This is a genomic window from Amycolatopsis sp. lyj-90 (assembly GCF_046549035.1).
GTDB lineage: Bacteria > Actinomycetota > Actinomycetes > Mycobacteriales > Pseudonocardiaceae > Amycolatopsis.
Genome location: NZ_JAJPWP010000001.1, coordinates 428,538 through 441,588, shown reverse-complemented (window position 1 = coordinate 441,588; position 13,051 = coordinate 428,538). Strand labels below are relative to the sequence as shown.

8 protein-coding genes are annotated in these 13,051 nt (G+C 69.3%); 4 read left to right on the top strand and 4 right to left on the bottom strand.

All coding sequences use genetic code 11. The features are described 5' to 3' along the window. Positions 1-366: 366 nt before the first annotated feature. Positions 367-3,144 (bottom strand): BTAD domain-containing putative transcriptional regulator, encoded by a 2,778-nt coding sequence (locus tag ACLJPX_RS01785; protein WP_410598394.1) that lies wholly within the window; start codon positions 3,142-3,144, stop codon positions 367-369. Between the two features lie 144 nt (positions 3,145-3,288). Here ACLJPX_RS01785 and ACLJPX_RS01780 point away from each other — a divergent pair, with 144 nt between their 5' ends. Next, a complete protein-coding gene (locus ACLJPX_RS01780) occupies positions 3,289-3,597 on the top strand; it encodes a hypothetical protein (RefSeq protein ID WP_410598393.1) in 309 nt (102 codons plus the stop codon). A 466-nt stretch (positions 3,598-4,063) separates the two neighbouring features. Here the strand turns inward: ACLJPX_RS01780 and ACLJPX_RS01775 are convergent, their stop codons facing one another. The 3 genes from ACLJPX_RS01775 to ACLJPX_RS01765 form a co-directional block, all read right to left on the bottom strand. Beyond that, the gene (locus tag ACLJPX_RS01775; protein ID WP_410598392.1) at positions 4,064-4,963 is read right to left on the bottom strand and encodes an alpha/beta fold hydrolase; all 900 of its coding nucleotides are present in this window, start codon (positions 4,961-4,963) and stop codon (positions 4,064-4,066) included. 145 nt (positions 4,964-5,108) lie between these two features. Then, positions 5,109-5,885, bottom strand: a complete 777-nt coding sequence (locus ACLJPX_RS01770) for a hypothetical protein (RefSeq protein ID WP_410598391.1) — start codon at positions 5,883-5,885, stop codon at positions 5,109-5,111. Between the two features lie 92 nt (positions 5,886-5,977). After that, positions 5,978-9,175, bottom strand: a complete 3,198-nt coding sequence (locus ACLJPX_RS01765; protein WP_410598390.1) for an ATP-binding protein — start codon at positions 9,173-9,175, stop codon at positions 5,978-5,980. 72 nt (positions 9,176-9,247) lie between these two features. Between ACLJPX_RS01765 and ACLJPX_RS01760 the strand changes: the two genes are divergently transcribed. The 3 genes from ACLJPX_RS01760 to ACLJPX_RS01750 all read left to right on the top strand — a co-directional run bounded on the left by ACLJPX_RS01760 (position 9,248) and on the right by ACLJPX_RS01750 (position 13,039). Continuing rightward, positions 9,248-10,750 (top strand): MFS transporter, encoded by a 1,503-nt coding sequence (locus ACLJPX_RS01760; protein WP_101607231.1) that lies wholly within the window; start codon positions 9,248-9,250, stop codon positions 10,748-10,750. Between the two features lie 244 nt (positions 10,751-10,994). Continuing rightward, entirely contained in the window at positions 10,995-12,140 is a 1,146-nt protein-coding gene (locus tag ACLJPX_RS01755) for a hypothetical protein (protein ID WP_410598389.1), read from the top strand. Between the two features lie 146 nt (positions 12,141-12,286). Continuing rightward, the gene (locus ACLJPX_RS01750) at positions 12,287-13,039 is read left to right on the top strand and encodes a nucleotidyltransferase domain-containing protein (RefSeq protein ID WP_410598388.1); all 753 of its coding nucleotides are present in this window, start codon (positions 12,287-12,289) and stop codon (positions 13,037-13,039) included. Positions 13,040-13,051 lie beyond the last annotated feature (12 nt).

Genomic DNA, 13,051 nt, shown 5'->3' with positions numbered 1-13,051 from the left:
TGCTTCTACAAACAACCGGCAGGCGAATTCGTCGAAATCGATTCAGGAATACGATTCCCGATCACGCGGGACTTGCCGGAGACACCGGAACCCTGCTTGTGCGTCGTGGTCCGGGCGCGCCGCGGCCGCGGTGGCGCCACCCCCTTGCACGAAACCCGGCACCACCGCGGCCACCATGAACGGCACGATCGTTCTTCGCATCGCCGTCCTCGTCCTCCCCGGTCCGGGAGCGGCGAAAGTGCGACCGTGTGCTCCCGCCTGCGTGGGCGGGACGCGTCGCTCGAACAGGACCGTAGGCGAGAAACGCGACGGCCTCTGTCGTCGCGCTTGCACGGCGCTGTCGTCCGGGCGAGCAGGCGGCTCCGGCTACCCGTGCGCGGAAAGCAGTGCCCGGATCTCGACGGCGACGGTCTCATCGCCGTCGTGAAGGCACCTGTCGTACGCCTCCCGCCATACTCGGTGCGCTTGATCGACGTCGCCGTCCGCGAGTAGCGCGTGCCCCAGACCGACCCGGAGCGGCACTGCCAACCTGGTCACGTGGAACTCCTCGACGAGATCGACGGCTTCCCGGTACGTCGCGGCGGCCCTGCGATGATCACCCGACCCCGCCTGTACCGCGGCGATGGTCTCCAAACCGGCGACGATCCGCGAGGGTTCCGTCCCGTCGCGAAAGGTGTCGAGGGCTCGCTGGGCTGGTCCGCTCGCCTCTTCGTAGCGGCCGAGCCCGACGAACGTGTCCGCGAGGTTGTTGAGTGCCATCGCCGCGGACAGGTCGTCACCGACCGACTCGTACAACCGGACCGCTTCGCGCAGCGGCTCGACAGCCTCGTCGAACAGGCACAGCCAGTTGAGGGCCGACCCGAGGTTGAGCAGCGCCGTGCCCTGTTCGGCGAGGTCGCCCAGTTCGCGAAAGATCTCCAGCGCCGCGCGACAGTAGGTGATTTGCTTGTCGCGGTCGGCGGCTCGGCCGTAGCCGGTGCTCGCGCCGTTCAAGCACTTGCCCTGGAGGAACCGGTCGCCCGTGGCGGTCGCGCTGAGGACGGCGGCTTCGCCCATGTCGACTATCCGTTGCCAGTATCCGCGCAGGTTGAGGTAGTGCCAGGACAGCTGGAACAGCGCTGCGGCTTGGGCGTGCAGGCCGTGCTCGTCCGCGCCGAGGACCAGCCTGGCGATCGTGTCGATCTCCCGGTCGAACCAGGCGACCGCGGAATGGTGGTCAGCGAAGTCGACGACCGGAACATCGGGCCCGGCCACGGGGAGCGGCATCCGGTGCGGAAGGCCGCTGAGCTGCTCGCGTGCCCGTTCCGCGGTGTGCGCGTAGTGCGCCGCCAGCCTCTCGACCGCCGCCGTCGCACCGGGCAGAACCGCCGCCTTGTCGCGCGCGTACTGCCGAAGCAGGTCGTGCAGCTCGAACCGGTCGGGCAGCCGCTGCTGGAGCATGCTGACCTCCGCCAACCGCCCCAGCGCGGCACCCGCGTCCGCCGGCGGGATCCCGGCCAATGCGGCGACCGCGTGCCTCCCGATGCTGTCGCCGGGAAACAGGCCGAGCACGTCGAACACCGCCGCCGCCTGCGCGTCGAGCGCGTCGTAGGACCAGTCGAACAGTGAACGCAGGTCGCTGTCGCGGTCGTCGTCGACCGACAGCACCTCGAGCCCACGCTGGTCGGCCAACTCGTCCCGCAACGAAGACAGCGGCCACTCCGGATGCCGGGCCGCGTGGTCCGCGGCCAGCCGCAACGCCAGCGGCAGCCGGGCGCACAACTCCACGATCGCCGCCGCCGCGTGCGGCTCGGCCGCCACCCGGTCCCGGCCGACCTGATCGGTGAACAGCTCCAGCCCCTCGGCCGGGGAGAGCAGGCCCAGGGTGATGTGGCGCGCTCCTTCCCTGGCGGACAGGCCGCGTAACTTGCGGCGGCTGGTCACCACGACCGAACCCCCACCGGGCAGCAACGGCCGTACTTGGGCGCTGTCACGGGCGTTGTCCAGCACGACGAGCATCCCGCGCGCGGCGGACTCGGTGCGCCAGAGCGCCGCCCGCTCCTCGACATCGGCCGGGACGCGCTCCGGCGACACCCCGAGCGAACGCAGAAGCATGTCCAGCGCGTCCGCCGGCTCGACCGGCACGCTGGGACCGTAACCACGCAGGTTCAGGTACAGCTGCCCGTCCGGGAACCGCGGCACGACCTGATGTGCCCAGTGCACGGCCAGGCTCGTCTTCCCGATCCCGGCGGCCCCGTCGACGGCGGAGATCACGACCGGTTGACCGTCGGCCTTGTTCACCAGCCGATCCAAACCCGCCATCTCGTCACAGCGCCCCACGAACCCGCGCACGTCCCCCGGCAACTGACGAGGCACCTGCGCCCTGGCGGGCTGCGCGACCACGAGCGCTTCGTCGTCGAGCAGGATCGCCTGATGCAGATCGGCGACGGCGCGCCCCACGTCGAGGCCGAGTTGCTCCCGCACCAGGCCGGTGACCTGGCGATAGGCGTCCAGCGCCTCGGCCCGCCGCCCCGACCGGTGCAGCGCCAGCATCAACCTGGCCCACAGCGACTCGCGCAGCGGGTGCCGCGCGGTGAGGTCCCGCAGGTCGGCGATCACCTCCTGCCCGTGACCTCGCTCCAGATCGACGTCCAGCATCCGCTCGCGGGCGGCGAACCACAGCTCGGCGACCTGCGGTCCCGCCTCCGCCCGCAGCCCCGGCGACGCGACGTCCTCCAGCGGATCTCCACGCCACAGCCGGACCGCCGACGCCAGCGACGCGTATTCCCGGCCGGTGTCCCCTTCCCTCGCCGCGACGGCCGCCGACTCGACCAGCTCGCGCAGTGCGAGCAGGTCGAGCTCGGTGGCGGTGGCACGCAGCAGGTACCCGCCCTCGGTCGTCTCGATGACATCGGCTCCGAGGGTGCGCCGCAACCTGCTCACCAGGGTCTGCAGGCCGTTGCGCACGTCCAGCGGGGACTCCTCGTCCCACACGTGACCGATCAGCTTCCACAGCGGGACCACCTGATTCGCCGAGAACGCCAGCGATGCCAGCAACGCCCGCTGCCGCCCGCCCACGTCCACCGGCCCCGCGGCCGTCTCGACCTCGAACGGCCCCAGCACCCTGAGCCGCAGACCTCGAGCCGTTGCTTTGCTCTGAACCATGACCGCCCTTCGTTCGGCGTCACCGATCATGCCCCAAACCGAACGGTCGCCGTGCGCAGCACAGGATGAGCGCGACTCGGTCACCCAGTTTCGGACTCCGGTCAGCGGTGCACCAGGCGTCGAAGTCGACGTAGCGTCGTCACCATGTCCAAGGGACAGAAGCCCGCTCTGAGCTTCTGGGGACTGGTGGGCCGTGTGGCCGGGTCCCTGTTCGGTATCGGCATGACAGTCTTGGCCGTGCTGACCGTGAAGGGCGACATCGACGTCCTGAACGGCGCGGGCGAGCCCACCACCGATATCACCCGCATACTGGTCGGGCTGGTCTACACCATCTTGGGGCTGACGACCGTGGCCGGCGCCATCACCGGATTCCCCGAAGGGCCGCACGACAGCAACGAACGCTCCGACCGTGACATCGGCTTCGACGATGACGGCGACGCCGACTTCGACTGACCTATTGCGGAGAAGGGCGAACGTGTCGTGCTTCGCGGGCGGGGCGTGCCGGATCGAAGGCCCCTTCATCGCGTCCGATGCAGCGAAGGAAGCCTTCGGCGTCGCGGATCTGAACCGGCCACACCATGACTGTCCACATGGGATACTTCCAGACGGTTAAATGTCTGCTTGATGCCTATACGCTTCACAAAGGGGGTCGTGAGTGGCAAAGCGAGTTATTGAGGGGAAGGTCAAAAGTGTAGTGCTCGGGCGGTATGAGTTTTCACGGGCTTCAGTCCAACGCCACACCAGTCTTTCCGGGCCGTGTCGCGAAAGCCACTTTCGGGACGTCTGATGTCCCGAAAGTGGCTTTCGCGGCACGGCCGCACGGCATCGGACGCGGCGAAGGACACCTTCATCCCGTCACCGGGCTCGCCACCTTTGACTTCCCCTCAATAGAACATCCAGCCAGCAGTCCTTGGCCTTCCTAGGAACACACCGAAGCGAGATGTGCGAGGAGCAGCGCCGTCGTGGTCTCGGCTGCCTCTTCGGGGATGTTGTGCCCGATCCCCTCGAGATTCTCCAGGCGGTACGGCCCGGTGACCCAGTTCTTGGTCGCCGCCACACCCGAGGGGGCGACCATGCGATCCTTCGTACTCGCGATGAAGAGCGTCGGCACCGTGACCCGCTGCTCGTACCCCGTGAAATCGTTGGCCCGGTACCAGTTCAACGCGGCGGTCAGGGCGCCCGGCTCGGAAAGCCGACGGAAGTACTCCGCACACTTCTCCGGCGACGCGCCCGGGATCTTGGGCGGCCCGCCCGAGAGAATCCAGTTCTCCGGGATCGGGGTCGGCGCCCGGAAGTCGTCCATGTACTTGGACGCCTCCTGCTGCACCGGATCGGTCCGCAGCGCCTCGGCGAAGGCGCCGAGGTGCGGCACGGAGACAGCGGTCAGCGACCGCACCCGGCGTGCGTACTTCGCCGCGGCGACCCAGGCGACCGCCGCGCCCCAGTCGTGTCCGACCAGGTCGAACCGGTGCCAGCCAAGGGAATCGGCCATCGCCCGGACGTCCCGGACGGCGTGATCCAGGTGGTAGTTCTCGATCCCGAGAGGACGTACGCCCGGCGAGTAGCCCCGTTGGTCGGGGGCCACCGCCCGGTAACCGGCGGCGGCGAGTGCGCTCAACTGATGCTCCCACTCGATGCCGAACTCCGGGAATCCGTGCAATAACAGTACTTTCCGGCCGTGTCGCGGACCGGCGGCCACCGCGTCGAAGGTCCCGGCAGAAGTGGGGATCCGCAGCGGTTTGATCCGCGCCGGCTCGGCGGCTTGCGCGGTGCCCGCGATGCCCAGGGACGCCACACCGATGGCGGCCGTGGCGCTCATGGTGAGGAAACCGCGACGAGAAGGAGAGAACGACATGCGGCCAGCCTGTCGGCCGAGCGAGACGAAGACCATCGGGAACACCCCCGTCATCCCACTGGTGCAGGCCCTACCAACGGCGGGCCCGGCTTTGTCGGAGGCTCTGGCGTCACCCTGCCGGGATCCGCCGGGTTTCGACGACCTTGGCGTTGTAGTGGGCACCGTTCACGACCGTGGTCTCGAGAAGAACCTCGAAGTGCTCCATCTTCTTCATCGTGCGAAGAAACTTCCGGTCTCCGAGCTTTTCCGCCGCAGCGGCGGTGCCGTGTTCCCAGCACCCCGCCACGATGACGATCTCCGAGGTGTCCGGTGCCAAGGGATTTCGCGTCCGGATGATCAAAGCGTGGTCACTGACCGGATACCCTGACTCGTCGTACTGCGGCGCGAACACGCGGCCGGTGCGCAAATCGTGCACCACGGCCGCCTCATGGTCCCGATCTTCAGCGAAACCGTAGGAGATCACTCCGCTCAGCTTCTCCATCATCGTCCTCGCCACGGCATTCGCCACCGGCCCGCCGATCAGGACCAGGTCCGAACTCAGCTCACGCGGCGACAGCTGCCTCGACTCCGCGATCCTGCCGGCGAACCCCAGCTTCCGAAGCTGGGCCTCGATTTCCACCAGCGCCCCGATATCCCCCATCCCCACCACACCCGCCCTGGCCCACCGCCGTTGCTGCCCCAGGTCATGAGCCCCCAGGACGATCAACGGATGACGGCCACCCAGCGCCCGCCAGAACCTGCGCGCACGGACCAGGCCGAGGCGCCGTCTCGCATTCGTCGACAACCAGACCAGGACGCCCCCGATGGCCGCCGCGATCAGATTGCTGGAGATGTCGGGCAAAGCTTGGACCAGCCAACCGCCGACACCCCCGACAGCCAGGCCCATACACAGCCACCCCTCCCCGACACGATCCCCTCCCCCAGTCGCACCCAGCCCGCGCCCTGTTACCGCCGGTTCGAACCGCCGACGTCATCGGCTCACACGCTCGACCACGAGGAATGTTCGTCGGCGCCCCGGGCGAATTCGGCGGCGTACGCGGCTTCGCCCAGGGCATCGCGCGCCCGCGCCGCGATGCGGTCGACGTCGTCCCGTTCACCGGCGGGCAGGGGCATCCCGACCGAACGCCGGGCCGCCTCGGCCTGTCCGAGCAGCCTCGCCGCCTGCCCGGCGTGGCCCGCCAGTCCGTGTGCACCGGCCAGGCCCTCCAGCGCCAGGGCGATCGTGCGGGGATCCCCGGCACTGCGAGCGACAGACAGGCCTTCCTGCTGGAGCTTCAGCGCGGAAGCCGCCTCACCCCTCAGCTCGGCGACGAATCCCAGTTCGGCGAGGATCAACGCGGGCAGACCGGTTTCGTGGGCCATCTTCCGGTGCAGGTCGAGCACGTTCCGCAGGTGTGTCTCCGCGGCATCGAGGTCGCCTTCCCGGCGCGCCCCCATCCCGAGCCCGATCTCGGCGAACAACTCGGCGACCACGTTCGACAGCTCGACCGCGAGCAGCCTCCCGCGCTCGTGGAACTCCCGGGCTCGCGGATAGTCCCTGGTGAGCAAGGCGATCCGGCCCAGCCCCGAAAGCCGGAAGGACACCTCCGTCCACAGCCCGAGTTCCTCGGCCATGCGCAATCCCTCACGGCACAGCCGCGCGGCGCGTTCGTAGTCGCCGGTCGATTCGGCCAGTGCCTGGAGCGGCTCCATGGCCTTCACTTGCCCCCACTGATCACCCAGCTCGCGAAAGAGCTCCAAGCTCTGCTCACCGTGGCGCCGCAGCGCGTCGAAGTCCCCTACCAGCATGGCGTAGAACGCCAGGCTGCTCAGCGCGGCGGCTGTGCCCCATCGGTCGTCGAGCGACCGGAAAGTCGCGAGCGCCGATTCGGCCAGCTTCCGGCTCGGCGACACATCGCTGATGGCGAACAGGTTCAGCCCCAGGAACCATTCGGCGCGGGCCTTGCCGAGCGGATCGTCGATCTCCTCGTACGGCCGCAGCGCTTCGCGGCATTTCGCGACCGGGTCGGCGCTTCCGCCGAGCAGCAGCCGGACGCCGCCCAACCTGCCCGTGGCACCGGCCACCAGCGCGGGCGGCGCGTCGGCGCCGACCGACAGCGCCAGCGCCAGCGACCGCTCGGCCTCGCCGTTCCGCCCGCGCAGATACCAGTACCAGGCCATCGCGTTGACCAGGCGCAGGGCGTGTCCGGCGTCTTCGGCCCGCACTGCGCCTTCCAACGCGGTCCGCAGATTCGCGGCCTCGGCGTCCAGCAGGCGAAGCCACCGGTGCTGCCCGTGCCCCCGCAGCCGCGGCTCGGCCCGCTCGGCCAGCTCCGTGTAGTACGCGCGATGCCTGAGCTGCAGCCCGTCGAGTTCGCCGGCTTCGGTCAGCCGTTCGAGGCAGTAGGCGGTGACCGACTCCAGCATCCGGTACCGGGCGCCGTCGTGGGTGTCGATCAGGACGACCAGTGAGCAGTCCACCAGCCTGGCGAGGAGGTCGAGAACCTCCGCCCGGTCCACGCCGTCCCCCGCGCAGACCTCCTCGGCCGCGGCGAGCGTGCACCCGTCGGCGTGCACGGCCAGGCGCCGCAGCACCACCCGCTCCGGTTCGCCCAGCAGCTCCCAGGTCCAGTCGATGACCGCCCGCAGCGTCCGCTGGCGTGCCGGGACGCCTCGCGTGCTCACCAGCAGGCGGAAACGGTCGTCCAGCCGGGCGGCCAGTTCGTGCACGCCCAGGGTCCGGACCCGGGTCGCGGCCATCTCCAACGCCAGGGGAAGCCCGTCGAGGCGGCGGCAGAGGGAGACGACGGCGTCGACGGTGGTCTCGTCGAGGACGAACCGTGGCGCGGCCGCGGCCGCCCGCGCCACGAACAGCTCCACGGCACTGAACCCGCGTACTTCCTCGACGCTCAGGCCCGCCTCGGCCGCCGGTCGTACCAGCGGGGGCACTTCACTGAGCCGTTCACCGGCGACACCGAGCGGGAGCTGGCTGGTGGCCAGGAAATGCAGGGCAGGCGCCACCTTCAGCAACTGCTCGGCGAGGTCCGCGACGGGTGTGGCGACGTGCTCGCAGTTGTCCAAGATCAGCAGGGTGGGCCGGTCACCCGCGGCGTGTGCGACGCGTTCGGCCCACGGCAACGGCTTCCCGGAATCGTCGCGGACCCCGAGTGCCGCGTCGACCACCGCGGTCACCTCGGTCCGCCCCGGCGACGGATCGAGCGCGGAGAACTCCGCCAGGTGGACGCCGCCGGGAAACACCGTGCCGAGCCGCGCGGCGACAGCCAGCGCCAGCCTCGTCTTGCCGACACCGCCGGGCCCGGTCAGCGTCACCAGCCGATGCGCGCTCAGCAGGGGAAGCAGTTCCTCGATCGCCTCGTCACGGCCGACGAGGCCGGTCAGCGGAGCGGGCAGGGCGGCCGGCGGGCGGGCCACGGTGGTCGCGGGGACGGGCGGGGCGGCCAGCGCCGGATCCTGGGTGAGGATCGCCTGGTACAGCGCGGTGAGTTCGACGCCGGGGTCCACCCCCAGTTCCTCGACCAGCCGGGTGCGCAGATCGGTGTAGCTGCCGAGCGCGGCGCTCTGCCGTCCGGCCAGGTACAGCGCCCGGACGTGGACCGCGCGCAACCGCTCCCGCAGCGGATGCGAGGCGACGAGGTCTCCCAGTTCGTCGGCCACCAGCGCGTGTTCGCCCAGCTCGACCCGAGTCTCGGCCGCTTCCTCGATCGCGGTCAGGCGCTGCTCGTCCCACCGGGCGGCCACGGCCCGCGCGAACTCCTCGTCGGCGAAGCCGGCGAACGCGGGCCCGCGCCAGACGGCCAGCGCGCCCGCGAGCAGAACCGCCCGTTCGCGTGGCTCGACGGCCTTACGGGCCCGGGTCAGCAGCTCCTGGAAGTGGTCCGCGTCCGTGCCACCTCGCAGTTCGTAGCCGAGCGGCCCCGACACCACCAGGGAGCGCGCGCCCGGCTCGGCGTCCTCCAGCGCTCGCCGCAGCTGCCACACCTTGGTCTGCAGCACGGCGAGCGGATCACCCGGCCGCTTGGCGCCCCACAGGAACTCGACGAGCCGGTCGGCGGAGACCGGGTGTCCGGCGTGCGCCAGGAGACAGGCCAGCAGCGCACGGACCTTCCGTCCGGGGACCGCCACCGTCGCCCCGCCGGCCGCCCACACCACGAGTGGCCCGAGCACTCCGAAACGCATACGGCCAGGCTAACCCCCGGACCGAGAGCGAACCGAGAGCGGCTCAGGAGCGGCACGGCGCACCGTTCGGGCATGTCATCGAACACCGAGGAAACCGGCATCCGGAAAGCCGGGACCCGGGAATGGCTGGGGCTCGCCGCGCTGGCCCTGCCCACCCTGCTGATCGCCCTTGACCAGAGCGTCCTGTACCTGGCGTTGCCGCATCTCGCCGAGGGATTGCGTCCCACCGGCACCCAGACGCTGTGGATCATGGACATCTACGGCTTCATGATCGCCGGCTTTCTCATCACCATGGGCAGGCTCGGGGACCGGGTCGGCCGCCGCAAGCTGCTGATGATCGGCGCCGCGGCCGTCGGCGTCACCTCGGTGCTGGCCGCCTTCTCCGGCAGTGCCGAGCAGCTCATCGTCACCCGCGCGCTGCTCGGTATCGCCGCCGCGACGCTGATGCCCTCCACTCTCGCGCTGATCGGCACCCTGTTCCACGACCCGGCCCAGCGCGGCCGCGCCATCGCGGTCTGGGCCGGATGCTTCATGGGAGGCACCGCGCTCGGACCGGTGATCGGCGGCGCGCTGCTCGAGTTCTTCTGGTGGGGCTCGGTGTTCCTGATCGGCGTGCCGGTCATGGTGATCCTGCTGATCGTCGCCCCGCTCGTGCTGCCGGAGTACAAGGACCCCGACGCCGAACGACTCGATCTGGTCAGCGTCGTGTTGTCGCTGGCGTCGATCCTGCTGACCATCTACGGGCTGAAGGAGCTGGCACGCCACGGCCTGGCGACCACACCGGTCGCCGCGCTCGTCGCAGGCATCGTCCTCGGCGCGGTGTTCGTGAGGCGGCAACGCAAACTGGCGGACCCGCTGCTGGACCTGGGCCTGTTCAAGATCAGCGCGTTCGCCGCGGCATTGGTGATCCTGGTCGTCACGATGATCGGCACCGGCGGGGCGTACCTCTTCGTCACCGGGTTCCTCCAGATGGTCGAAGGGCTCTCGCCGCTGGACGCGGGCCTGTGGCTGGTGCCCGCGGCCCTCGCGTCGATCCTCGCCGCGCAACTGGCCCCGATCGTCGCCAAGCGGTATCCACTCGGGACCGTCCTCGGGGCGGGCCTGCTCGTCGGCGTAGTCGGCTACCTGCTGCTCGCCTTCGTCGAACCGGGCGGGATGCCGCTGCTGGTGACCGGTTTCGTGATCGTCTTCGTCGGCGTCGGCACCCTCGGCGCGCTCGGCACCGACCTGGTCGTCGGATCCGCCCCACCGGAGCGGGGCGGATCCGCCGCGGCCCTCTCGTCCATCGGCGGTGACCTGGGCACCGCGCTCGGCATCGCCTTGTTCGGCAGCCTCGGTAACGCCGTCTACCGCGGTGTCGTCGAGATACCCGGCGGCGGGCCCGCCGTGGAAAGCATGGAGAACGCCGTCACGACCGCCCAGTCCCTGCCCGGCGATGCCGCCGCCGGGCTGCTGACCGCCGCCGGGGAGGCCTACACCAGCGGACTCAACGCGATCGCCCTCGCCTGCGCCGTCGTCTCCGCGATCAGCGCGGCCATCGCACTGACCGTGCTGCGCAAGAAGGCCGCGGCATGAGAACACCGGCTCGACAGATCGAGCCCCACTTGTGCCCATCGCGCTCCTGCCCACTACACCAGGTCAAGACGTAGCATGGTGATCAGGCGGCGGCGGTCGATCGGCCGCCGCTGTCATCCTTCTTCGGTTCTCCTCGCATGCCACAGCCGGTTCTGACCGGTCCGACTCACTCCACAGGAGACCCTCCATCACTGTTCCCGTCGTTCTGCCGTACGCCGTCAGCGCTCCTCGTTCCCTCACCGATGTGTACGGTCCCGGCATCGCCGTCTGCGCACGCCCCGAACTGGCCGCCACCGAACCTGTGAACAGGCACCGCCACACCCGCGACGTGGTTTCCGCGCGACCGATCGCTGTCGCGGCCGACATGCCCGTAATCTGCAGTGCCGGTGGCACGGACCCGGATTTGCTGGCACACCTGCGTGACAGCGGCCTGCCTGTCGGCACCGACCTGCGCGAGTTCCGAACCGAAAGGGAATTCGCCGCGCGCGTGACCGAAGCGATATCCGACGGCCTGCTGATGTCGATGGAATACCCGCAGCCGACCACGCTGTGCCCGGACGAACGCGCGCTCAAAAGCGCGCAACTCGTCGGCTATTTGAACAACAAAGCCAGCATCACCACCTTGGTCGATCCGCGTTTCCAAGCGCACCGCAGCGTCGTGACCCGCGGGCAACTCGCGGAGGCGGCACCGGCGGAGAAGTCGTGGGTGCTCAAGGCCGCGACCAACGACGCGCACGGCGGCAGCCTCGATGTCTATCTGCACCAGGCCGACGAGCAGATCACGCTGCCGGCGTTCACCGATGTTCTCAACGAGTTCGTCGTCGAGGAGTACCTGCAGATCCAGCGCAACTGGGGCCTGCAGTTCTACGTGGCAGCGGACGCGCGGGCCCGCCTGCTGGCCGTGACCGAACAACGCGTCGACGCGATCGGGGTCTATGCCGGCGGCAGATTCGGTGCGGTCACCACTCCTCCTGCCGAACTGCTCGCCGAATGCCTGGCGATCACCCAGCGCGCGGCCGATGTCGGCTACCGCGGCCTGTGCAGCCTCGACTGCGCCGAAACCCGGGACGGCCAGCAGGTCGTGCTCGATCTGAACTTCCGGATCACCAGTGGCTCGATCCCTTTGCTGGCGATGCAGTCCGCCCGCCCCGACACCCTTGACCACCCCGCCGAATCCGTGAAGCTGACCGTCGCCGGCGCACTCACCGACCTGCTCGCCGAGATACGCCCGGCCTTGGCCGCCGGTGGCCTGCTCGTCGTGGCCGGTCATGACACCGGCCACACGGACAATCCGATCCGGCAAAGCACCTTGCAACTACTGGTCCTCGGGGACGACCCCGACGAGGTGACCGCTCGACGCCGTGCGCTGGAAGAGAAAACCGGCCAATAGCGTTCGGTCGCGGAGTGAAACCCTTACCCCGCAAGAAGTCCTGAACGAGCAGGATCCCACCCTTGACGTGTCTTTCTCTGGTTATCAGGGAAGACACGTCAAGGACAGGATGGTTTGTTCGCAAGTCACTGGTAACGTACGGTGTCGTGTTCACAACAGCCGAGCGAGACCGTGTCCGTGACGAGCTGGTGGCGGCGGCGAAGGCCGAACCAAGGATCACGGCGGCGGGATTCGCCGGATCAAGTGCACACGGCAAAGAAGACCGCTGGTCCGACATCGACCTGGCGCTGCGATTGGCTCCCGACGTCGACTACGACGAATTCGTCGCGCTATGGACCGAATCGCTCTATCGGAACCACCATGCGATCACCCATCTGGATGTCCAGGCGGGAAACACGTTGTTCAGGGTGTTCTTGCTGCCCGGCACTCTTCAAGTCGATATCGCGTTCTGGCACGACGAAGACTTCGGCCCGACCGGTCCGCGCTTCGAAGTGCTTTTCGGTGAAGCGAATGACGTCGAGAAAACAAGGCCGCCGGTGGCGAGGGACCTCATCGACTGGGCTTGGCTCTACGCGCTGCATGCCAGGTCGAGCATCGCCAGGCGTCGAGTCCGGCAGGCGGAACACATGATCAGCGGAATGCGCGATGAGGTGTTCAATCTCGCTTGTCTGCGCCACGACGTGCCTGCCACACAAGGCCGGGGCATCGACGATCTCCCTGCTGAAACGGCCGACCCGATCATGGACGCGCTGGTGCGCTCGTTGGACCCCGCCGAGCTGAGCCGGGCGTTCACCGCCGCGTGCGAGGCTTTGCTGACCGAGGCCCAGCAGGTCGATCCGGACTACGCCGAGCGGCTCGCACCCTCACTCCGCGAGTTGGCCGCCGGCGCAAACCCGTGACCGACGAGTGCG

Excerpts from the sequence above, each read along its gene's own strand:
- ACLJPX_RS01760 (WP_101607231.1), top strand. The coding sequence starts at position 9,248 with ATGTCATCGAACACCGAGGAAACCGGCATCCGGAAAGCCGGGACCCGG.
- ACLJPX_RS01765 (WP_410598390.1), bottom strand. The coding sequence starts at position 9,175 with ATGCGTTTCGGAGTGCTCGGGCCACTCGTGGTGTGGGCGGCCGGCGGG.
- ACLJPX_RS01775 (WP_410598392.1), bottom strand. The coding sequence starts at position 4,963 with ATGAGCGCCACGGCCGCCATCGGTGTGGCGTCCCTGGGCATCGCGGGC.
- ACLJPX_RS01770 (WP_410598391.1), bottom strand. The coding sequence starts at position 5,885 with ATGGGCCTGGCTGTCGGGGGTGTCGGCGGTTGGCTGGTCCAAGCTTTG.
- ACLJPX_RS01780 (WP_410598393.1), top strand. The coding sequence starts at position 3,289 with ATGTCCAAGGGACAGAAGCCCGCTCTGAGCTTCTGGGGACTGGTGGGC.
- ACLJPX_RS01785 (WP_410598394.1), bottom strand. The coding sequence starts at position 3,144 with ATGGTTCAGAGCAAAGCAACGGCTCGAGGTCTGCGGCTCAGGGTGCTG.